Source organism: Sphingomonas carotinifaciens (genome assembly GCF_009789535.1).
GTDB lineage: Bacteria > Pseudomonadota > Alphaproteobacteria > Sphingomonadales > Sphingomonadaceae > Sphingomonas > Sphingomonas carotinifaciens.
Window position 1 is genome coordinate 164,870 of sequence record NZ_WSUT01000007.1, and the last position, 23,268, is coordinate 188,137.

Annotated in this window: 13 protein-coding genes; 11 read left to right on the forward strand and 2 right to left on the reverse strand. The window is 67.1% G+C overall.

The features are described 5' to 3' along the window. Positions 1-7: 7 nt before the first annotated feature. The 7 genes from GQR91_RS18925 (at position 8) to GQR91_RS18955 (ending at position 9,185) form a co-directional block, all read left to right on the forward strand. Entirely contained in the window at positions 8-823 is an 816-nt protein-coding gene (locus GQR91_RS18925; RefSeq protein WP_160146822.1) for a hypothetical protein, read from the forward strand. Next, the gene (locus tag GQR91_RS18930) at positions 820-1,497 is read left to right on the forward strand and encodes a hypothetical protein (protein ID WP_160146823.1); all 678 of its coding nucleotides are present in this window, start codon (positions 820-822) and stop codon (positions 1,495-1,497) included. The genes GQR91_RS18925 and GQR91_RS18930 overlap by 4 nt, the downstream gene beginning before the upstream one ends. A gap of 316 nt (positions 1,498-1,813) precedes the next feature. Next, a complete protein-coding gene (locus GQR91_RS18935; protein WP_149683024.1) occupies positions 1,814-2,677 on the forward strand; it encodes a hypothetical protein in 864 nt (287 codons plus the stop codon). Positions 2,678-2,859: 182 nt separating this feature from the next. Further along, on the forward strand, positions 2,860-3,990 hold the full coding sequence (locus tag GQR91_RS18940; RefSeq protein WP_149683025.1) for a cysteine desulfurase family protein: 1,131 nt from the start codon (positions 2,860-2,862) through the stop codon (positions 3,988-3,990). Then, a complete protein-coding gene (locus tag GQR91_RS18945) occupies positions 3,987-4,892 on the forward strand; it encodes a DUF4007 family protein (RefSeq protein ID WP_149683026.1) in 906 nt (301 codons plus the stop codon). Before GQR91_RS18940 ends, GQR91_RS18945 begins: the two co-directional genes overlap by 4 nt. Beyond that, entirely contained in the window at positions 4,889-8,287 is a 3,399-nt protein-coding gene (locus GQR91_RS18950) for a hypothetical protein (RefSeq protein WP_149683027.1), read from the forward strand. Before GQR91_RS18945 ends, GQR91_RS18950 begins: the two co-directional genes overlap by 4 nt. Positions 8,288-8,378: 91 nt before the next feature. Beyond that, positions 8,379-9,185 (forward strand): phosphoadenosine phosphosulfate reductase family protein, encoded by an 807-nt coding sequence (locus GQR91_RS18955; RefSeq protein ID WP_149683028.1) that lies wholly within the window; start codon positions 8,379-8,381, stop codon positions 9,183-9,185. An 85-nt stretch (positions 9,186-9,270) separates the two neighbouring features. Here GQR91_RS18955 and GQR91_RS18960 read toward each other — a convergent pair whose 3' ends face one another. Beyond that, entirely contained in the window at positions 9,271-11,199 is a 1,929-nt protein-coding gene (locus GQR91_RS18960; RefSeq protein ID WP_149683029.1) for a hypothetical protein, read from the reverse strand. 20 nt (positions 11,200-11,219) lie between these two features. Next, entirely contained in the window at positions 11,220-13,706 is a 2,487-nt protein-coding gene (locus GQR91_RS18965; RefSeq protein WP_149683030.1) for a sensor histidine kinase, read from the reverse strand. A 344-nt stretch (positions 13,707-14,050) separates the two neighbouring features. On the opposite strand from GQR91_RS18965, the gene GQR91_RS18970 reads away from it, so the two are divergent. The 4 genes from GQR91_RS18970 to GQR91_RS18985 all read left to right on the forward strand — a co-directional run bounded on the left by GQR91_RS18970 (position 14,051) and on the right by GQR91_RS18985 (position 23,267). Further along, positions 14,051-14,344, forward strand: coding sequence for a hypothetical protein (locus tag GQR91_RS18970; protein WP_149683031.1), 294 nt, complete (start codon positions 14,051-14,053; stop codon positions 14,342-14,344). A 295-nt stretch (positions 14,345-14,639) separates the two neighbouring features. Continuing rightward, positions 14,640-16,481 carry a hypothetical protein gene (locus GQR91_RS18975; protein WP_149683032.1) on the forward strand — a complete coding sequence of 614 codons (1,842 nt, stop codon included), beginning with the start codon at positions 14,640-14,642 and terminating at the stop codon, positions 16,479-16,481. Then, positions 16,474-18,000, forward strand: coding sequence for a methylation-associated defense system protein MAD7 family protein (locus GQR91_RS18980; RefSeq protein WP_149683033.1), 1,527 nt, complete (start codon positions 16,474-16,476; stop codon positions 17,998-18,000). The genes GQR91_RS18975 and GQR91_RS18980 overlap by 8 nt, the downstream gene beginning before the upstream one ends. Further along, entirely contained in the window at positions 17,997-23,267 is a 5,271-nt protein-coding gene (locus GQR91_RS18985; RefSeq protein ID WP_149683034.1) for an FtsK/SpoIIIE domain-containing protein, read from the forward strand. Before GQR91_RS18980 ends, GQR91_RS18985 begins: the two co-directional genes overlap by 4 nt. Position 23,268 lies beyond the last annotated feature (1 nt).

Consider the following 23,268-nt stretch of genomic DNA (forward strand, 5'->3'; position numbering starts at 1 on the left):
GTCACGGATGTCGCAATCGGCGAACAAGGCCGCCCGGATGGGCTCCCGCACGCTGGGTGAGCCATGCGACGATTACCCAGCGCCCAGCCTCCGCGAGCAGCTCGCGCTCGCCCGACGGTCGCGCGAGACGGCGAAAGCTAATGCGCTGCGGCGCTGGGCCGACAAGATCGGCATCGACGCCCGGGACGCCTCCTGGCTTTCGAGCCGAAGGGAACTACTGGGCGCCGGGGTGGAGTCGGATGCCCCACGGCGGTTCATGACCGGGGAAGGGAAGATTAGCGCACTCGACGTAGAGCCTTTGCCCTGGCTGCGAATGACCGAAACGCAGATCACGCGGCCGATGGCGGACTTCCTAAATGACGGCGGACCCGCGCGGATGGCGGCGTTCCTCAGGGCACTACCCTGCGCCGGCGTCGAGCTTCCGGCAGCGTTCGACACCTCCCTGGCGCGCGCGGAGGTGACCGCCGTAGGGGGACGCGTCGACCTGCTCGTTACAGGTCGAACCGGAAGCAGGACCTTTGGTGCTGCGATTGAGGTGAAGATCGACAGCGGGCTGAAGAATCCGCTGGGGGCATACGCGGCGGTGGCGCGGGATGCCGGCCTGGCCGTAGAGGGCCGATCCAAAGGTCGCCCCACCGGCGCACTCGTGGTCCTCGCGCGCAGTTCCAAGAAGAGCACGCGACAGCGGCTAAGTCGCAACAGCGGATGGAAGTTCGTCCATTGGAGCGGCTTTCTCCGCAGGTTCGAGCGCGAGCTCGCGACCGGCGTCGACGACGAGGACTTCCGGGCCTTCCGGCGGCACATCTGGGACCGGTTCACATGAGCGATGCCGAGAACACGGTGCTCCCGAACAGCGTCGTCGCCTACCTGACCGACGCCGCGACCCGCGCCGCCGTGGACGCCCTGCTGGCAGTCGACGCCGAGTCCCTGCCACCCGAGATCGAGTGGAAAGAGCTCAGCGACTACTACGCCGCCCGAGCTGTGGCCGAACTCACAAGGGCGGAGTTCGCGCTGGCTTTCCATACCCTCTGGCGGGAGATCTGGGGTCTGGCCATCCCGACTAGCTGGGCGATGCCGGAGCCGCAGGAACTCGTCGAGGAGGGGCAAGGCGTGAGCCTCGGCTCTATCTGGGAAGGGAAGTCGTTCTCCCTCTTTCACAACCGCGGCGAGTCCTCGATCTTCACGTTAGTGGGTCTCCACCGCCGCCGCATCACGATCGCGTTCGCGCTTGAACGTAGAGGAAGGCCGCAGATCAAGGGCGAGCTGGGGAGCTTCGCCTGGCGCGACGACGCGAATTGGGATCGCTGGATGCTGCACGCGGGAGGTGTGGTGCCCGGAAGCGATGGTGCTCTGGACCTGTCCGAGCTGCGCGCCGCCGCCGAACTCGCCATGACCACCGTTGAGGGGGTGCCGCCGCCAGTAAAGCGCTCGTCCGCCCCTGCAGTAGCCAAGAGCAAGGCCACGTCGAGGAGCGCCCGCACCCGGCGCAAGAGTTGAGCGGGAAGTGCGATCGGTGAAGCGCTGGCGATGATCGGCTTCGGCGCGTTCCGGCCTCCAAAACAGTGCTGCATAAGCGGCTGGCGATGCACGGTGCAGCAGCTCCGTCAGCCGGCGACGCTGAGCCGAGAATAATGATCAGCGGGGTCGGGCCGGCTGAGCCTGGCCCTGCAGTCACGTTAGGGCGCTACTTGTCAGCAGGCGCCGCCAGACGATCCGCTATGCCGTGCGTCCGCAGCTCACTAAGACGGCACGCATCGGGCAGGAAGTCGATAGCGCTTATCGGCATCATGGCTTTCGGCGAGGCTTACGGTCGATGAAAGAAGCGAGTGCTCTTGACCCTATCTGGCACGGCAGCAAGCCGGACGGCCCTCTGATCAACCTCCGGCTGCATGTAACCCGCCTCTGTTTCGTCGCAGACGAGCTTCGCGTCCGTTGCGGCGAGGCAGGATGGGAAGCGATATCTGAGAACCTCCACCTAGCCGCTTCACTGCGCAACCTGCAGGCGGACACCGACCTATCCGGCAACAACTACCTGTGCAGCTCCGCAGCCGACTTCGATGAGGCGCTATCGATCCTATCGGAGCGGCATCTGGCCGGGATAGTCGTATTCAATCTTTGCTGGAGCGCATACGAGGGAGCCGTGGAACTGGCGGCCGGACCCAGCCAAGGGCGGCGGCCGAAAGGTGCCCTGGGTCGGGATCTGCTGCGCAGTCAGCACGGCGACGCACACTTCCCCTGGCTCAAGGACTGCCTCCTCGCTTCGATCGAGTTCTTCGCGCCCAAGGTCCTCGACACGCCGGAGTTACGGACGCTCCTGCAGGAGGGCGCGTTGGCGGCGGTGGCCGCGGAACTGCTCCGATGTTTCCGTAATGACGTGGCCCACGGCTCCCTGGCGCGGCCGCATCCGGAGGATTGGGGTAAGGGATCTGAGTATAGGATCGACGAGGAGCCCGCGATCCTCAAATTCCGCCATCACACCCGCCTGCTCCTTCTGCTGATCCAAATCATGATCCTGCAGACCAACGCGACGCTCGTGGAGCTTTCACAGGTTTCCGAAGGCTGGGCGCCGGCGGCCGACGTGGTGATGCAGCTACATGGCCGCGATCGGGACGAGCACGACGAGGACGCTCCAGAACTCGCCCTTGGGACGCCTAGGATCAGCTTCAGCGTCTACTGATGAGTTGGGCAGGAGCGCCCGTCATGTCGAGCCTCCGCGACTTTCGAAGGCTTACCTTACCTCGTGATCGTCTCGTGCCACCGCTTCTGGCGGCCGCTCAATCTCGACGGCCGACCCATCCCCGTGTAGGCAATTAACCGCGACGCGGTCGCGCGAGGAACGTCGCCGGGGAATGCAGTAAGATGGAGATCTACCTAGACAATCTGGCTTCAACGCCAATCGATCCCAGGGTGGCAGCGCACCATGCTGAGGTGGCGGTCGCATTGCGCGGCAATCCCAACAGCGCGGAGCACGCGAGCGGGACGCAGTCCGCGAACGTGCTGACGAAGTCACGCGAGGACGTGGGCGTGTTCCTGGGCGCCGCGCGCGAAGAGACGCACTTCCTGCCGAGCGCGTCGTCGGCGCTCTGGCTGGCGCTGGAAGACGCAATCGCGCAACGCGGAGTAGGCTTGCGCGTGCTCGCATCCGCGATCGAGCACCCCTCGCTCCTGCGGCACCTCCAGGCGGCGGCCGCCGCAGGACGCATCCGGCTCGAACTTTTCCCCGTCGACGCCCAAGGACAGCCCGACCTCCCTCGCTTGAAGGAGATGGCACAGCGCGGCGTCGACCTGATCTGCGCCATGGCGGCCAACAACGAGATCGGGAACATTACGCCGGTCGAAGACATCCTGCGTCTCGCCGACCGTCAGGGCGCGCTGACGATCGTCGACGCCAGCCAGGCCGCCGGCCGGTTCGGACTCGCCCAGGTTACGGCGGCGGCTAACTACGTCGTCGCCAGCGGAGCCAAGATGAACGGGCCGCGGCGTGTCGGCGTCCTGGCTGGGAAGATCAAACGCCCGACCGCCGACCTCGTTGAGCCGATGTTTGGCACACCCGACGCCGCGGCGGCGTCCGCGATGGCGCTCGCATGCGGGTTGGCCGCGGACGAGATGGAGCATGACGAGAGGCGCATCGCCCTCCTCCGCGATCGGCTGGAGGCGATCCTCACCGAACGTGTGCCGGGCCTGCGCGTCAACGGGGATAGAACCGCCCGCCTCGCTGGCGCCCTTCACGTATCCTCGCCCGCCATCCCGGCCGAGGTCCTGGTGGCCCGACTCTGGGGCAAGGTCGCACTCTCCTCCGGAGCGGCCTGCCAGTCGGGTGTCCCTGGTCCCTCCCACGTTCTCACGGCGATGGGGCTCGAAGAATGGGTAGTTGAGGGCGGCGTCCGGATGTGCGTGGGCAAGTTTAACGACGCAGCGGAGATCGAGCGCGCCGGTGCCATCATATCAGAGGCGATGGGCGCTGATCTCGGCATCAGGAGGCAGGCGTGAACATTAACGCAAACATCAGGCCACGCTTCAGCGGGCACGAGACATTCGCCTGCCGGTTCAGCTGGCTGCCCAAGGCCGTGCGGCTCATCGAGAGCGACCCTCACGCGTTGTCCTCGGACGAGCAGGCGATCCTGTCCCTGGGTCTCGGCAAGAACATGGTGCGGTCGCTCCGCTTCTGGCTCGACGCCTTCGACGTTGCCGCCCCTGCGACGGAGGGCTGGGCGCTGAAGCCGTTCGGCGCCGCGCTCCTAGGACGTGACGGAGCCGATCCGTTCATCGAGCGGACGGAGACCCAGTGGCTGCTCCACTGGTCGGTGACCTCCCGCGTGCAGGCCCCGCTGTTCGCATGGCGTCACGTGTTCCACCGGCGGATGCGTTCCGACTTCACGCGCGGCGAGCTCTTTTCCGAGATGCGTCGTGAGAGCGCCCGGGAGGGCTACAACCATTCCGAGATCACCCTCATGCAGCACATCGACGCGCTGCTGCACACATACGTGCCAACGCACGCCATGCGGGCGCCGGAGGATGTGCTCGACGGTCCACTGGTGGACCTCAAGCTGATCCAGGCGGCCGGCCGCCGGCGCGGCGCCACGGGCAAGGACGAACAGGTCTACTCGCTGGCGCGCATTCCTGCCGGCAAGGTGGGACCCGCGGTGATCGACTACGCCATCGAGAGCTACTGGGCTGAGCGGCACCCCAGCGAGCGTGTGCTCAGCTTCAGGGACCTCGCCTACGCGGAGGGTTCGCCGGGCGCCACGTTCCGCGTCGCCGAGGACGAGCTCCGATCTCACCTGGAGCGCGAAGGCGCGACATACTCGTTCCGGGCGTCCGGAGACGCCGGCGCGGTCAGCCGGAGCGACGAACCCAATCCCGCCGCCCGGCTGGGGAGCGTCTACGCATGAGGAACCGAGCTCCCACCCGGATCGCCGACTACATGGGAAGCCCGGGACCGTTCTACAGGTCCGTCGCGATCGAGCGCGACCGCGACGACGCCGCCGCCATGCGCGGCTACGTGCTGACGCCCTGGCTCAAGCGTGTCGCGGCGGAGATCCTCGAGGGCCTTCTCCCCGGCTCCCGGCGGCGGGCGTGGCGCGTCACCGGCGATTTCGGCGTGGGCAAATCCGCGCTCGCGCTGGCGCTGCTGCGAACGCTCGATCCGCGGTGCGCCGATGCGAAGGCACCGATGGACCGCTTCGCGAAGACGATCGGCAGCCATATGCCGCGGATGTATCCGCTGGTTCTCTCAGGGAAGCAGGCCGGCCTCAATGCCGGCATGGCCGCAGCGATCGCTAACACGGTCGAGCGGGAGCGCGACCTTCTAGACGCCAAGGCGCGCAGGGCGCTCACCGCTGTAGACCCCTTCGAGGCAATACTCCTCCTGCGCGACGCGCTCATCCGCAGCGGACGCTACGACGGGCTGCTCGTCGTCATCGACGAGATGGGCAAGTTCCTCGAAGCTGCGGCCATCGACCCCGACCAGGCGGACATCTTCCGGCTCCAGGAGCTAGCGGAACTCGCCGCACGCTCGGGCGAGCGCCCGCTGGCGGTGCTGATGATCCTCCACCAGGGTCTGCAGTCATACCACCGCGAGGGCGCGGTCTCGACCCGGTCGGAATGGGCGAAGGTCGCAGAGCGCTACGACGAACTTGTCTTCGACCACCCGCTTTCCCACACCGCCGCGCTCCTGTCGGCGGCGCTCTCGCCGGACATGCGTCGCCTGCCCGCCGCCGTCCGCAAGTCCTACGCGGAAGCGGAGAGCGCCGCCGGGGCACTCGGCTGGCTCGGCCCGCGGGGGGAAGGTGGAGAACCCTGCTATCCCCTCCACCCGGCCGCCGTCCCGGCGATAGCAAGGTTCTTCTCCGCCTACGGCCAGAACGAGCGCTCGCTCTTCGGCTTCGCCGCTTCGGGCGAGCCGAACAGCCTCAGGGCGTTCGCTGACCGACACGCTGCGGAAGACGGCCTGTACGGCCTCGACCGCTTCTTTGACTACGTCTCCACCTCCTTTGGGCACCGACTGGTCGCGCGCGGCGGCGCCGGCGACTGGGAGCGCATCCGCACGGTCCTGGACGGATCCGCCGGATCCGATCCGACCGAGGTGGCGATCCTCAAGACGGTCGGGGTTCTCAACCTCATCGACGCACCCGACATGGTCGCGGACGTCACCACGATCCAAGCCTGTCTCGCTCCCGGCGTCGAGCCGGCGGCGGTAGCGCGGGCGATCACGGGGCTGCGTGAGCGCGGAGTGCTCTTCGAGCGGGTCGGCCGCGCCGGTCTCCGCCTCTGGACCAGCCACAGGGTCGACCTCTCCGCGCTGTGGAGCGAAGCGGACGCTGCGCTGCCCCAGGCGTCGATCGGCGGCGAGCTGAGCAAGGCGCTGAGCAGCATTCCCATCCGGCCATTCCTCCTCGCGCGCAGGCACTCGGTGGAGACGGGGGTGACACGGCGGTTCCCGATCCGCATGGTGCCCGCGTCCTCGCTGGCAACCACCACGCTCACAGCGGACGCGGACGGGCGCATTCTCGCGGTCCTGTGCGACGACGCCGACGAGGTCGCACACGCCGCCGCATGGGCTGAGGAGGCGACGGCTGAGGATCCGACGCTCCTCGTCCTGACGCTTCCGCCGCGGCCCGAGCTCAGATCAAACGTCGTAGATCTTCTGAGGCACCGTTGGATCGAGGCGAACGCCTCGATTTTGCGGGAGGACGTGTTCGCCTCGGCAGAGATCGAGCGTCGCATCAAGGAACTAGAGTCCCGGCTCATCGACCGGTTGGAAGGATCGCTGGGCCTCGCGGGTGACCCACCCGCGCCGTTTGTGCGCGTCTTCCGGGGCGGACGGGCGCTGGCGGACACGCCCGCCCTGCACCTCCTGGTGTCGTCCACGTGCGACGAGCTCTATGGAGCCGGGCCCCTCGTCCACAACGAGCTCATCAACCGGCACGCGCTGACGAGCGCGGGAGCGGCGGCCCGGCAGCGTCTAATCGAAGCCCTGTTCGAGAGGACCCACGAGCCGGACCTGAGCTTCACCGGGAACAAGAACCCGCCGGAACGGTCCCTCTACCTCTCCCTCCTAAAACTCGGCGGCGTCCATCGTGAGCGTGACGGCGTCTTTGTCGTGGACCTCCCGGAGCAGGGCGACGATCCGCTGCGCCTGCGCCCCGCGCTGGAGCGGATGAGGGAGCAGATCAGGACCGCCGCCGGGCGGGTGGCGGTGACCGAGATCTACTCCTGCGTCAGCGCGCGCCCATTCGGCGTGCGCGCCGCCCTAGCACCGCTGCTCCTCGCCATCGTCATGGTCGCGGACCGCCACCGCATGGCGCTGTTCGAACGGGGCACCTACTGTCCCAAGCTCGACGCCCAGGCGTTCATGCGGATACTCAAGTCGCCTGAGAACTTCACCATCCAGTGGGTGGCTTTGGAGGGGGTGCGGGCCGAAGTCTACCAAAGGCTGGCGGCAACGCTCGGCAGCGTGGACGGCGAGGACGGACTGATGGCCGTGGTGGCACCGCTGGTCCGCTTCGGGGCGGGCCTGAGCCTCCACGCGCAGCGGTCCGCCGAGGTCAGCCCTAATGCGGCCCGCGTAAGGGACGCCATCATGCGCGCGAGGAGCCCGGTCGACCTGGTGTTCACCGAACTGCCGGCCGCGTGCGGCCTCGAGCCATTCGACGGCGATGGCGAGGACGGCGCGGTGCGCGCGGCGGAGTTTGCGGAACGCCTCGCCGACGCGATCGGGGAACTCGAGAGGTGCTACCCTTCGCTGCTCGACAGAATGAGGTCGGAGGTGGGGCGGGCGCTCGGTGCCGATGGCGACCTCCGGACGAACGTCGCCGACCGCGCAGGCCCGCTGGTGTTCCGGGTGAAGGCGCAGGCGCTGAGGACCTTCGTCCAGCGGCTCGCCGACCGAGTGCTGTCCGACGACGCCTGGATCGAGGCAATGGGCGGGGCACTCGTCGGCAAGCCGCCGTCTCGCTGGCTGTCACCAGACGTGGCGACGTGGCAAGGCAGGCTCGAGGACATATCGGCCACCTTCCTGAGGCTGGAGGCCGCAGCGTTTGGCTCCGAACCCGAGCAGAAGGGTGTCGTCCGTCTGGCACTGACCCACGTCGATGGAAGGGAGCACGTCAGCATCGTGGGGGTCAACGAGCAGTCGCCCGAAGAGGAGCTGTTCACACGGTCGATCCTCCACCTCATAGAGAGGAACGGGGCGTCGATCGCCCAGGTGGTCGCGCGGCTCGCCGGTCACATGCTGGAAGCCAACGCGGACGAAGGTACCCAGACCGCGCGATCGGAGGGTGCGTGACAGCGGAGTCGGCCTCCGGAGTTTAAGGATGCGCGGCGGCCCCAGACAGGCTACGACGTCAAACCCAACACCCTGAAGACCAGCATAGAAGATGAGTGAAGTCCGCCACATCCTGAGTCTGTCCGGCGGGAAGGACAGCGCCGCGCTGGCCGTCTACCTGCGCGACCGTGTTCAAGACATGGAATACATATTCCACGACACCGGCAAGGAGCTGCCCGAGACCTACGACTACATGGCGCGGCTGGAGAGCATCCTAGGCCGCCCGGTCGTGAGGACCACGCCCGACGACTCCTTCGAGCATTGGCTCGCGGTGTACGGCGACATGCTCCCCTCGAACCACCGCCGGTGGTGCACGAAGATGCTGAAGTTACGGCCGTTCGAGGCCTACGTCGGCACGGAGCCCGTCATCAACTACGTGGGGCTCCGTGCGGACGAAGCGCGGACTGGATACATCAGCACGAAGCCTAACATCACCGCGGTCTACCCCTTCCAGGAGGACGGCCTGGTCCGCGCCGACATCATCCGCATCCTGGAGGACTGCGGCCTGGGCCTGCCCCCATACATGGAATGGGGCAGGTCCCGGTCCGGCTGCTTCTTCTGCTTCTACCAGCAGAAGATCGAGTGGGTGCGCCTGAAGCGGACGCACCCGGATCTCTACGAGCAGGCGAAAGAGTACGAGGTTCGCTCCGCCGCGGTCAGCGCCAACTTCACGTGGTCGTCGAGCGAGTCCTTGGTCGAACTCGAGCGTCCAGAGCGGATGGAGGCGATCGAACGGAACTGGGAGGCCGCGCGTGCGCGGAAGGCCGCCAAGCGGCAGGACCTCCCCCTCGTCTCAGTGCTCGCCGACGCGGAGTACGAGGAGGAGGAACCGGAGGGCTGCCTGATCTGCTCGATCTAGCCGCGGAGCGGCGCGGCAGCACCGATTCTCAAGGGAAAGCCGACGATGCCTCACAGGGCCTCGGCGCCTCCGCGATCGGCTGAACTCAGGCGGCCTGAGCCGCCTCCGGCGCATCCTCTACGGGTAGGATCGTCAGGCGAAGCGGGATGTGATCGGACGAGTCCGCGTCGCCCTCTCCCGCGATCGCCAGGAGCTCGTCCAGGAACGCGTCGACCCGATTGGCGAGCGGGACCTGAAACGGCCCTTTCAGCGCGCTGAGCGTCTCGGCGTCCTTACGCGCCGCGGCGACCTTGTCGCGGGCGGCCTCCGCATTTGCCACGTTGCCCGGTGTGGCCTTGCCGCCCGCGCGCTTCGCCTCCACCGCCTTGAACCGCTTCTCGAGGATCTGCTCGGCCTTGCCCAGCATCTCGGGAAGCGCATCCATGAAGGACTCGCCCATGACCAGGCGCATCCCCCGCTCGTCGCCACTAAGGTATCCGTCGCACCGGTTGGAGGCGGTGAGCTCGACCTCCTTGCCCTGCTCGTCGAGCACCACCAGCCGCACCCGCGTTGGATTGTAGAAGGGCGGCGGCGCGGGCATTCCGATGCGCGTAAGGTCAGAGGCGAAGCTGCGCTGGATCTCCAGTGCGAAAGGCGTGTTCAGCCGCGCGATGCGCTCGACCTCCAGACCGGTCTTCCAGGCGTGGATGTCGGACCAGTCGGCACGCGCCACCTCCTTTGGATCCCAGATGATGCGGAACGCCTTGTCGTCGATCCGGACGAGCTCAGTCCGAGGCTGTCGCTGCTCGAAGGGCTTCATTGCCTTGTCGATGGGCTGCAGGGTGCCCGGCAGGAACAGAATGCTTCGACCGCTGCGGATCGGCCGCGTCGGGCTAAACGCGAGGTCGCACGGTGCGGTGATGCACATCCACACCTGCTTGCCCTTCTTCTTCCTGAATAGGTCACCGAACTGCAGGTATTCCGCTTGGTCGGTCGCATGTTCAGGTAGCGCACCCATCGGCCGGAGCACCGCGCTGGAATAAAGCGTGGCCAAGCTGATTGAGGGCTTCGACTGCGTCGGTGGCAGGTCCTCGAACGAGAGCGCATTCACCTTCGACTCCACGGCCCGGACGCCACCGGAAACGAGCAGCTCCTTCACGAGGTGCGCGTTCATCAGCCACAGCAGATATTCGCCAAGGGGCTGCCCGTCCTCGTGAAGCCGGAGCTTCTGTAGAAACGCGAAGTCACCGATGCTGAGCGACCTGACGTCCGCGAAGACCTTCGCCTGGATCGTTTTCAGCTCGGCTTCTACGCCGGTCACGAAGCGCTGCAGGGTTCTGCCTGTGGCGAGCGACTTGGCGAACGCCGCCAGCCGATAGTGGCGCTTCTCCTTGTCGAAAAGCTCGTCCTTGGGGACAAAGTAGAACATCCCGCTGAGGACCTTGGTCCGTCGCTGGAAGGCGGCGAGTGCCTTGTCGTCCAGCTTCTTGGACGACATCAGGATGACGAGCGGCGCCTTCTCCTTGCCAGCGAACTGCCGGTAGATCCGATCAACGATCTCCGACGACAGAGTTCCCTCCTCTTCGCCCTCCTGAAGCTCGTAGTCGAGGAAGACGACATCGACCGCGTCGTCCACAGGATTCTTCGACTCGGTCGCAGTGTCGGCGGAGCTCAGCGAGGCGGCGCTGATCTTTTCCACGCTGACCTTGAGATCCTCGGACAAGTCGACCGCGAATTCGTCCAGCGCGGTCCGACGCGCCTCCGCGAACACCTTCACGTGGTTCCACGCCGCCTGAGCCGCAGCATTGTGCTTGGCCGTCGCCTTCACCGCGACAATCGCCTCGAGGGTCAGGTGGTCGATAGTCTGGAGGTCGTGACCGGCGGCGATGAACCCGGCCAGCAGGTCCTGATCCTGCGACAGCTCGTCGAAGAGCGCCTGGGTCGCAGCGGCGGTCATCGACTGCTCCGGGCTGTCGAAGGCGTCGTCGATGATCGCGACCGCGCCGATGCTGCTCTGCCTGAAGATCTCTGCCACTGAAGATGCGCTAATCATCGTTATGCCTTGCGGAATGAGAGAGCGAACGTAGTCGAGAACCCTTCCACGGTGCGACTCTCGGGCAGGAGGGAGATCGTCGCATCGCTGTAGGCGGCGATCTCGCGCGAGATGAACAGGCCAAGGCCGAGCCCAGCGCCCGGCGGCTTGGTGGTGACGAAGGCCTGGAAGACGGTGTCGCGCATCGCGGGCGGAACTCCCGGTCCATTGTCGCTGACACGGATCTCGCGCCGGTCGACGTCAGCCTCGACCAAGACGCGGGGCTTGAAGGCGGGGTCCTCGAGCGCCGACCGGCCCAGCCAGTAGCGGGCGTTGTCGAGCAGGTTTCCGACCACCTGGACGATCATGCCCTGTACGACCCGCGCCTCGAACGTCACCGCGTCGCTGGAGCGCCTGACGGCGAATTCAATGTCCATCCCGACGTTCTGGAAGGCCGGGCGCGCCGACTCGACGATCGTCTCGGTCCACTCAACAAGGTCGGTGGATGTCTTCACCTGCCGGCCGGAGGTCACGAGCGGATCGAGCACTCGAAGCCTGGTCAGAAGCGTCTTCAGCTGTGTGCCGAGTGGGGCCAGCGCCGTCGGAAGGTCCGTCGCGGACCGGCGTCGCCGCAGCGCGTCCACGGACGCCATCGCGTTCGTCGTCACCTGCCGCAGTTCGTGCGCCACGGCGGCAACCGAGAGGCCGATCCCGGCGAGAACCGTGAGTTCGGAACGTCCCTTCTGGTAGGAGGCGCCCAATTCCTCGAGCGAGCGCATCATCTCGCCGATACTCGCCAGCGCCTCCTCAATCTTGCCGCCGATGTCGGGATCGTCCTTCACCTCGGGATAGCGCTGGTAGAGGAGCCGGATCGTAGCCGATATCGAGCGGCGCTGGCTCAGCACCCGCTCGGCCACACCCTTCAAGTCGACCGGCTCGCGGGCGCGAATCTCCTCGTCGACCGCATTCAGGAAGGGGCGGAAGACACCTTCGATGATGTGCTTGAGGAGCGCGACCAGCGCGTCCTTCTCCGGGGAGTCCCGAAGTCCCTCGCGGTTGGTCTGGTCCATCAGGTCGGGGTTCGCGAGGGAGGAGATCCCCAGCCTGCCGATGAGCTGGGCCCGGTTGACCTTGTAACCTCCGGAAGCCAGCGCCTTGCGATCCAGGCCCAGCCAGTCGTCGGCCCCGCTGCCGTAGCTGCCGACCCGGAAACCGTCGCGGTAGACCGCGACGCCGCCACTCCATTCGTTGACGAGCTCGCGCACCTGCTTCTTGGTGCCGATCGTGTCGACCTCCTCAAGCAGCGGCCGGTTAAACCAGTAGATCTTCAGCTCGAAGGGCCCGAGCTCCCTCAGCGTCGCGTCGTTGGCCACGCCGGCCGCCGTCCGGAGATGGACACCGGAGAGGTCGATCGGCAGCGAACGGCTCCTGAGGGCGTAGTTGACGCTCCCCCGCAGCCTCAGCTTGGCGGTTTGAGAGATCCGGCCGTTCGGGAGCAGGTCCTTCGGGTCGTCAGGGCCGAAGGACGCCGTCACTACCGCGTGCGCATGCTCAAGCAGTAGGCGACGGAACGCGGGGATCGGGACCGTCGCCTGATTGAACGTCAGGTCGATCGGGAAGCGTGCCGCGGCCTCGAACGGATCGTTCAACCTGCTGAACTGGGTCTTGGCGATGTCCTCCAGCTTGAGGACAGACCAGTTGGTGGACAGCTGACGGATCGAGAGCACGGTGCCCTTCGGGCGGGACTTGGCAGGCCCAGGCCGGGGAACGATGTCAATCTCCTCCAGGCGCCGATCGGGATGCCTTGAGAAGAGGGACCAGTCGATGTCGAGGAGCGAGCTGTTAGCGTCGGTCAGCCGCGCCGTCTCGACCCGCAAGAGCGAGCCGAGACGCATCGCGCTCAGCCGTCCGACGCCCTTCTCGCCCAAGATGGGCCTTTCGCCCGGATCGACGCCGTCACGCCGGCGCTCGTTCACCTTCTCCGTCCGGAACGTCGTGCCGACGGTCAGGAAGATGGTCTCGAGATCGTCCAGCGACATGCCATGACCGGTGTCGCTCACCACTATCTCGTTCACGGGAGAATACGCCTCGAAGAGCCCCCGGATGCCTTCCGCTGTGCGCACCGCCTCCGCGAACTCCGCCTCGGCGCCTTCGGGCAGCGTAGCGAGCGCCTCCTCGCGCAGCTCCTCGACGAGCGCCTCGTCGACTACGAGCTCGGCTTCGCTCTCGTGCTCCTCCTCGGCGACCGGCGCTGGTGCTGGTTCGACCTCATCCTCGTCCTCGTCTTCAGGTGCGGCAGGCCTTTCGGCAATCTCCAGAGCCACGGTGATGCGTTCGATGACCGGATTCGACGCCTCCACGGGGCAGCGCTGCCGAACCGAGATCTCCACACGCTCGGAGCCGGCGTCGAACGCGTTTTTCACTAGCTCGTAGAGTGCCATCGCATCGGAGCTGATCAGGTCAGCGCCAAGATGAAAGAGCGTCCGCGCGGAGACCTTGAAGCCGCTCATGCGCCGCGTCCCACCGCCAACGAACGCGTGGACCGGTTGCCGAACCGGCGGCGACAATCTGTGACACACACGCGCAATAGCGGAAGCGCCACCCGGTCCATGCCGCCGAAGCGGAAGAGGTCAACAAGCATTCAGAACGTCCCCCAAGCACTTAGCTGCCATGATCGACGTCCGAATGGAAGGGGAGCTTGGACCAAGCCGGTGCGAACGCGCCAGCGGTGGACTTCAAGACGCGGGCCTCCGCGCCACCATCGAGCGAGCCGAGAGCCAAGCAGGCGAAGCCAGCCACAGCTTGAGGACACGGGGCTGCAAGATCGGCATCAGGCCGATCAGGAGGGAAAAGTATGAACGAAGTCGAGCTGACGGTTGAGGTCACCGCGCCCCGGGATGCCGGCGGGCGGGACCTCGTCACGGATCACCGAAGCCGCGTCTTCAAGGTGCCGCTCCACAAGTCGTGCATCGCCCAGGCGTGGGGAACGCAGCGGTTCAACGCGGCGATGGACGACGCCGGTGATGACGAGGTCGTTAAGGTCGAGATCACCGGGCGCAGCGAGGACGCTTCACACCACCTGGCGGCGGGCCGCATGCTAGGCTGGTCCGGCAAGGTGCAGGCACGCAATGGCGTCTTCGTGAGGTGACATGGCCGGACCACATCAGCTTTAGCGGATGCGCACACGAGAATGATCTCAAGCGACCGCACCGGTGTCATCAACGACCGTCCCCAACGAGACCCGCAGCGCGCGGAACCGCTTTAGCCGGAAGTAAGAACGGTCAACTCAGAAGTCGCATAGCTGCATTTCGCTCGTTAGCCGACTACACGGCTAGAGAATCGGAAAGGTCGTCGCGCGTGAATTGCGTGTAAACGCATATTGGCGAGTGACTTACCGGCGTGCGATGTGCTGAGATGGACGCGGGACGCAAATGGGGGATGGCTTGTCGGGACTGGGCGAAAGGTGGGTGCGGTTCCTTCGCCAGTACGGGCCCATCTCGCAGAACGAGAACATGTACGACGAGCACATCCAGCGGGCCGCCCGCCGGCTCGGCGTAAGGCCCATCGACTTCCCGCATCCGGTCGAGACGGAGCTGCTCGGCCTGCTCAAACCTCACACCCCCGCCGCGACCAGCATCGTCCTCACCGGGACCGCGGGTGATGGGAAGAGCCGGCTTTGCGGAAAGGCTTGGCTGGCGCTGAATGGAGACGAGGCGTCCTGGGCGTCGGACGAGATCTACCACGAGGCCGCCGCTGAGATAGCGGGCCGATCGCGGACGGTGGGCGTCGTCCGTGACCTGACCGGCCTCCCGCCGGACGGACCGCACGGCCCGTATCCGGACAAGAGGACGCTTCTCGCGGCGATCAGCCGCTCGTTTCTTGAGGAGGATCCGGACTGCATTTTCATTGTGGCGGCGAACGACGGGCAGCTCATGGAGGCCTGGAGGCGCCTGGAGGACGACGCGTCCGTGGCCGCGCAGCGCACCCTGGAGGCCCGCCTCGTCGGGGACGCCACGGAGCCGGGACGGGTGGCGTTCTTCCACCTCAGCTACGTTCCCTGCGCCGAACTGCTCGACCTCGCCCTGGACGCGATCCTCCTGCACGAAGGATGGGCCGCCGCATACGCGGAGGGAGAGGCGGACGGCTTCTTCGGTCCCGACTGCCCGATCCGCCAGAACTTCGAGCTGATATCCCACCCGTCGTTCCGGACACGGCTCAGGCAGCTGTTCGAGCTCCTCGATCTGAGCGAGCTGCATGTGCCGATCCGGCGCGTCCTGCTGCTACTCGCGAACGCGATCCTGGGGCATCCGCGGGCGAAGGAACGCCTGCTCTCGCCGGCCGACATTCGGCCGCGCCTCAAGCAGGGCGACGCCCACCTCGGCGACATCCACCAGAACCTCTTTGGAGCCAACCTGACGCAGCCTCGGCGCGAGAGCCTCGAGATCATGGAGTTCCTCAACCGCTTCGGCATCGGGGAGGAGACGACGAACCGCATCGACAACATCCTTCTCTTTGGCGCTGAGGACGACGCGCTTAAACCCTACTATGACGCGTTGCTGGTCGAGCGCATGCCGGCGTCCCGGCTCGAGCACCTTCGCGCCGTCCGGAACTCCTATCTCGAGCGGCCCGAGGTGGACGCCGACGGCGAGCACCCCTTCCTCAACCTCATGGCGGGCCAGAGGCGCGCGATGTTCTTCGCCATACCTCCGGGGCAGGTCGAGGAGCTCAACCTGTGGAGCCTGACGGTGTTCAGCCATGCGGGTCAGTTCCTCGACCAGGTTGCCACGCCCCTCAGGCGGAGCGAGCGCGTTCCGCGCCACATTCTCGCGCGTCTCGTGAACGGCCTGAACCGTGTTTTCACTGGAATGTTGGTCTCCACCGACCGCGAACTGCTCCTCGCCACCAGCCTCTCGAACTCCGGCGCCGGCACCAGTCAGCTCCTCGAGGACCGCGTTTCCGTAGCGCCGCGTCGCGGCGAGCGCGTCGACATCCTGCCCGACGGCCGGCTCCCCACCCTCACCGTCCAACTCGACGCCGGCGTCGAGGTCCGCCTCTCGCTCAACCTAGTGCGGTTCGAGTTCCTCATGCGCGTCGCAGAGGGAGCGCTGCCGAGCAGTTTCTCCCGCGAGTGTCACGAGGACATCCTGGCGTTCAAGAGCAAGATCCTGGCAGCACTAAACCAGCTGCGCGAACCAGCCCCCTCGGATGATCTGAGCTTTCGGCTGCTCACGCTCAACGCGGCCGGCGAGCCGGCCGACGAGGTCATCGAGGTGGCCTATGCTTGAGACGCTGCCCCCACCGCCAGTCGGCCACCACCCCAACAACGCGATGTGGGTGGACGAGCAGATCTGGGGCCACCGCCTTTGGGACTCGACGACGCCCTGGCTCATCTTCCTCGAGTTCCTGGGCGTGGCCGAGGCGCGGGACCGCGAGGGCGACCTGTTCGGCCCAGGGGGCAGTCCCTACCCGCTGACGTTCAAGCCGGCCCAACGGATGTTCGCCCGCAACATCCTCTACAACAACGAGGCACTCGTCAGGATCGCGGCGGAGGGCCTGTCGGACGCGGCGGCCTGGGACAAGTGGCTGCCGCTCATGGCGCGGGCCGCCCAGGGCATAGCCAAGGGGGACTTCGACTACCTCCGGAGCAGGTTCGCCTCCTTCCGAGACTTCGCGGCACTCATCGGGATGCTGCGCAGCTCGACGATCGAGAACGGTTCGAACAAGCGGTGGAGCTCCCGGTTCGTGTTTCCGTTCGGGCGGCACGCCCTCTACGAGGACCTGAATCCGAAGGGCTCGCGGGAATACATCAACTTCGGGCTTCCGGGCGAGCTGCTCTACCAGATGATCGCGCGCTCGAGTCTGGCGGACGCGCTACGTCCCCACTTAGTGGCCGCCTTCGACGGAGACCCCTGCGACAAGCTGATGGCCCTCCTGGAGCCGCCATACTCCGAGGACCGCCAGACCCGTGGCAACAGCTACCTTCCCTACGCCTCCCACCAGTCCTTCGACGACGTGGCCCGGGACTGGCTGTCGATCTTCGCGCAGCGCCTGCCGCGCTTCGACGCCTATCCGCACCTCGCCCGCCTAAGCGCCCTGCACCTGATGAAGTACCAGCTCGACGTCGCGGCCGAGACCGCGGCAATGGCGAAGCCCACCTTCATATGCGAGGTCATCGCTTCCCGTCGGACACCGGTGCGCGAACTCTCCATCTCGAGCTTCCAGACCAACGACGCGCTGCCGCAGCGCGCCGTCGAGGCCTACGTCGCCGCCATCGGCTCAAGCGGCGCATGGACCGAGGCGCTCGAGGGCGACGCCCCCTTCCACGATTGCCGCTCGGTCATGGTCGAGAAGGTGCGCTGGCCCGACGGGGACGACTACAGCGGACCGCAGGAACCCGCCGAACTCCTCGCGTCGCTCCGGCGCGCCGCCGTCGCACGACACCGGCAGCACGTCGCGAACGTGCACCGATCCTACGGCGCCGGCGCAGGCCTCGTCTCGCGGCGCGGGACCACGCAGCTCCGCTACGCACCAACCGACGGGCTGCTGAAGACCCTCATCCTAGCGAACGTGCCCGTGCGCATGAACTTCGCGGAGTTCCTGGAGCTGCTCTTCGAGCGCTACGGGCTGGTTATCGGCGAACGGGAGGCCGCACGGGTGCTGGGGTCGGAGGACTTCGACAAGAAGTCCTTCCAGAGCAATTCGGCGCGCCTCCAGCGACGGCTGCGGACGCTCGGCATGCTCCGAAGGCTCTCCGACGCCTGCGCCTACGTCGAGAACCCCCTCGCGCGCGGGACGGTCAGATGAGCGAACCGGATCCCCGAGTGGACGGCAATCGCCTCCTTGGCAGCGTCGCCGCCGTATTCCTCCACGAGGTCCTTGCGGACGCCGAGGCGTCAGGCGGCACGGCGCGCATCCTGCTGGATGGGCTGAGCGTCCCTCAAACCGTGGCGATCACCCAGGCGGTGCTGGCGGATCCGCACCTCGCACAGCGCATCCACGTGCGCCTGCCCCAGGCGCTTTTCGCGGACACCGGCATGCCCGCCGACGTGCTGACGTCCCGAAACGCCACCTATTACCGAAGTGCCCGCTGCGACCGAAGCGCATACCTCATCACCAACGCCACTCCGCCCGGCGAGGAGACGGAGGACATGTCGCTGCACGAGCTTACCCCGCTCGGCGTTGCGCAGCTCCTCGAGCGGATGCCGGTTTGGGTGCGGGAAGCCGGACGCGGCCTAGCCCTCACCGACGAGGCCGCGACATGGTGGGAACGGGCGCTGGTCGGGCTGGTGCAGCTTTCGATCACCTCGCTCGACAGGTTCACGGCATACGTTCTGGCGGTCCGGCAGGCCGTAGCGGTCGAGGGCAATCCGATCATCGACGCGCTCGGCTACGCACTGCCGCAGCTGCAGATGCCTCGCGACCGGACCGCTTTCCTCAACGTGAAGGAAAGGTCGCGCAACTTCCCGTCCATCTGGCGACGCGAGTACGCCTCGCTCCGGCGGCGGCGGCGGCCCTTCCTCCTGAAGGAGACCCAGAACCAGATCATGCTGAACGAGGACGACCTCGCGGCAGCGTTCGCGAAGGTGCGGGACGCGATCCCCGAGGTCATCCACGGCGCCATCACCCGCTTCATCGCGGCGCCGCCGGGATGGAACGCACGGGCCGAGGAGCTCGCGGAGTGCGAGTGGGACCACGTCCGCCCGCTTTTCGAAGGGCTTGCCCGCGAGAAGCTAAACCTGGGCGGGGAGACGATCCGCTTCTACGAGGAGGGTGAGCCGGGCCGCCTGTCCGCCGAGGACGCGGAATACCTCAGGAGCTTGAAGGCGAGGATGCCGGTCGAGCCCCGCGAGCAGGACCTGGCCTTCCACGAGGACCACCGGGACGAGATGCGGGCCGACCGCAAGCTCAAGTCCGCCTGGGACAAGTTCATCTTCGGGCGACCGCGCGAGACCGACGACTTCCTCGCCGGCCTAGGGGCAACCATGGAGACGCTGCTCGTCAGGGCCTCGCTGGGATCGAGCCGGACATTGCGGGTGCGCTGCGACCAGGCGACCAAGCGTGACCTGAAGGGCATCAACACCGACGCGGGCCTCTACTTCGCGCTCCGATACGCCGGGCTGCCGGCGCTGTTCGGCCCGCGGGTGAAGTGGGAGCTGGGCTCCCTGCCGGACTTCGCCGGGGTCGTGGCCGAGTGGCGGCGGACGAAGGACAAGGCCGCGTCGAATCGCTCCGTCGCCAAGCCCGCCTTGCAGCTGAGGTTCCAAGTGGAGCTAGAGACGCTGAGCGCGACAGGGGACACGAGCGTCGTCTCCGCACAACTCATCTGGCGCTACCAGCCGGAGAACATCGCCTCGCAGCTCGTAGACGATTGGGAGCGACTGGAGGCCCACCCTCTGCTACTCGGCCGAGCGGCGCGCGAGGCGGCGTTCGCAGGGCGGCGCGCGGGCGCCATCGACCTCGACAACGTCCGGTCGCTCGTGCCGACATACGACCGCGACCGTGGCTCGCTGCTCCCGACATACCGGCGCGAGAGGGACGTCGGGGTCGTCTGGCGTGCGAACCTGGCTGCGGCGCGGCGAGACGGGCTCATCGACGCGGCGTCCGTGGACGAGCTTTCGCACGCTTTCTCTAAGTTCCAGCAGGCCTACGGCCTCGCGATCGGCGGGTTCCGCGCCGGAGGTGCAGGAGCGCCCGCCGTGCGGGAGCAGGCGAAGGCATACGCCGATCTCCTCGAAAGGGTCGTCAGGCTCGCGACCGGGGACCGCAACCGCGAACTCCTGCTCCGGCCCATCCTGGAACTCGGACAGGCGACGGTGGACGATGGCTCGCCGGCGGCGATCATTGCGCCCTGGCACCCGCTCCGCCTCGCCGCGATGTGGCGCAAGGCCCACCTGGTGGCCGAGGTCGTCAGCATGGTCCTGGACGGCGCCGAGGGCCTCGCCGGGGACACGAAACTGTTCTTCAAGGATCTGGCCACCGACATCGACCATCCGTTCTACCCCGAGGTCACGCTCACCTGGAACTCCCGCAAACCCGAGCTCCTGTCGCTGGTCGCCCAGAGGGGGGACTACACGCTCCACGAGCGGCCCGTCCTTGCGCCGGACGGTCCCGCCGACGTCGGGGACGACGCCCAGTCAGGCGGGGATTGCCTGCTCGGCCTGGTTGAGCGCTACCTCGCTCTCAATCCGCACGAACGCTCCAACATGTCGGTGGTCCTGTACAACTGTGAATCGACCCGGCTCCCGCAACAGGTGGTCGCGGGCCTCGGAAACATGCAGGACGAGACCGACGACCTGCGGTGCCAAGTGATGCTCCGCCACACCGACCCGAGCAGACTACGCGACACCTACCGCGCGATCCTAGCAGCGGACGACGACGCACCCGACGCCTACTCATCGTCCGAGGCGACCCAGGACTTCATGGCCCGCCTGCGCATCAGCGTCATCGCGGACCAGGCTTCCCCGCCAGACCCGCGCGACGGGCGGCCCTACGATATTGTGTTCAGCCAGGACGTCATCTCCCGGCACGCCTCGCTCGAATGGTATCAGGTGGACGGCACGCCGGCCGCCTTGGAGGCGCTCCTGCCGGCCCGATGGTCGAGGCGCCGGCCGGCCGCCGCCGACGACCTCAAGTCGACGGCCTTCCTGTGCTGCCCGGTGCAGACGACGGAAGGGTGGGCGCACATCGGCGCGCTCTCCACCTTTGTCCGGCACGAGGTCCCAGGGCCGGGTGGGAACCGCCCGCTGCCGGTGCGCCAGCTGGACTTCCGCGACGAGCGCACCGCGCGGATCTTCAACGAGACGCACGACCTGGGCGTCTGGGTGGTCAACCACGACGAACTCCTGGACCGCCGCCAGCTCCAGAACCAGGCGGTGCGCGTCATCCGCTACAAGCAGGCTGCCGCGCAGGGTAGGAACACGATCATCTCGTCCCGGGCGCCGCTCAGCCTGCTCCGCTCGATGATCGTCCGCCGGCTCGAGCTGCTCCATCTCGATCTTGAGCGGTCCGCCCTCGAGCGGCTCGCCGACAAGCTGATCGCGGACGCCAACGACGTGTCGGGGGACATCGTCCTGCGCGCCGCCAAGCGCGGCGAGTCGGCGAGCGAGTTGATCGGCGTCGTCCTGAGCCGATACCTCACCCACCACTGGCTCGGCCGGGACCAGCTGGTGGGCTGGTACTTCCTGGACGACTACGCGGCATGGCTGGGCGCGCGGGAGGAGACCCAAGCCGACATCGTCGCACTCGCGCCGTCGACCAACGCCTCCGGCAGGATGCGCCTCAGGATCGTGGTAACCGAGGCGAAATACGTCGACGCAGGCTCCCTCTCGACGAAGCGGCGGGAGTCCGAGAAGCAGCTGCGCGACACCGTGCACAGGATCAGGGACGCACTCGAGGGCGAGCATCGTCTCGACCGGGAGTCCTGGCTGTCCAGGCTTGGCGACCTCATGCTCGACGGAATCCAGGTGCCCGCAAGCAGCCACATCCCCTTAGCTGAGTGGCGCAGGGCAGTCCGCGAAGGCGATTGCGACATCGAGATCGCGGGCTTCAGCCACGTGTTCGTGCCGACGCCCACCGAGACGAGCGTCACCGACAACGCGGACGTCCCGAACGCGACGGGCTGCACCCAGTACATCTTCGGCCGGCACGAGCTGCGCGACATCCTCCTAGCCTACCTCGACGGTGCGCGCCCGAACGTCGCAGCTCCCGACGCCGTCGCCCTGGACGGTGGAACCACACGGAAAAGCGATGGCGACGCCCGCGCGGGAACCACCGCCGGAACACGCACCGACGGGGAAGATTCGGTTGTCGGCGTGGAGACGGAGGCGGCGCCCGCCGGGCAGGCCGCCGACGGTGTCGCAGCAGATCCGCAGGCACATGGTAAGCCCGCTTCCAGCGAACCGGCCGCCGACGAGCCACCGCGAAGCGGCGTCGCCGGCATCATCGAGCGGCTGATCGCGGCCGCGCCCGCGAGCGAGGAGGAAGACGCCGCGTGGCTAGGCACCGTCGCGGTCGCCACGCGAAGCGCCCTCCAACAGCTCGGCCTGCAGGCTAAGCCCCTTGAACAGACGCTGACCCCCAACGCGGCGATCCTGCGCTTCGCCGGCAGCTCCAACCTGACGGTCGAGCAGGTCCTGAAGAAGCGCTCTGAGCTCCTCACCACGCACGGGCTGAGCATCATCTCGGTCCGTCCCGAGGCGGGCGCCGTGGCCATCTACGTCGCGAGACCCCGCCGCCGCGTCGTCTCGATCGAGTCCCTGTGGGACCGCTGGCGTCCATCCGCCTCCGACCACGGCAACCAGGACCTGGTCGTCGGGGTTCGAGAGGAGGACAACGAGCTGCTCGTCTTCTCCCCGGGCCGCCTCCATGCGCCGCACACCCTGGTCGCCGGCAGCACGGGATCGGGCAAATCGGTGCTCGTCCAGTCCATCATCCTGGGCCTGGCGGTCACCAACACCCCGGCCCAGGCGCGCATCGTGCTGATCGACCCGAAGCAGGGCGTCGACTACTTCGCCTTTGACAAGCTGCCGCATCTGGACGGGGGCGTCATCGACGAGCAGTCCGCAGCGGTGGAGAAGCTCGAGGCGCTGGTCGAGGAAATGGACCGGCGCTACCGCCTCTTCAAAGCCGCCCGGGTCGCGAACCTCGCGGCCTACAACGCCAAGGCGGCCTTGCCCTCGGAGAAGCTCCCCTCATACTGGGTGATCCACGACGAGTTCGCCGAGTGGATGCTGACGGAGGAATACAAGGCGGCGGTAACCTCGACCGTCGGCCGGCTAGGCGTCAAGGCGCGTGCTGCCGGCATCTACCTCATCTTCGCAGCGCAGAGGCCGGACGCGAACGTCGTGCCGGTGCAGCTCCGCTCGCAGCTGGGGAACAGGCTGATCCTCCGCGTGGACTCCGAGGGCACGTCGGAGATCTCGCTGGGCGAGAGGGGCGCCGAGCGCCTACTCGGCCGCGGACACATGCTTGCCCGACTGGAGGGCGAGAGCTCGCTCGTCTACGCACAAGCCCCGTTCGCCAGCGAGGCGTTCATCGAGAGCGTGGTGGCAGCGATCGTGGCAGAAGGTTGAG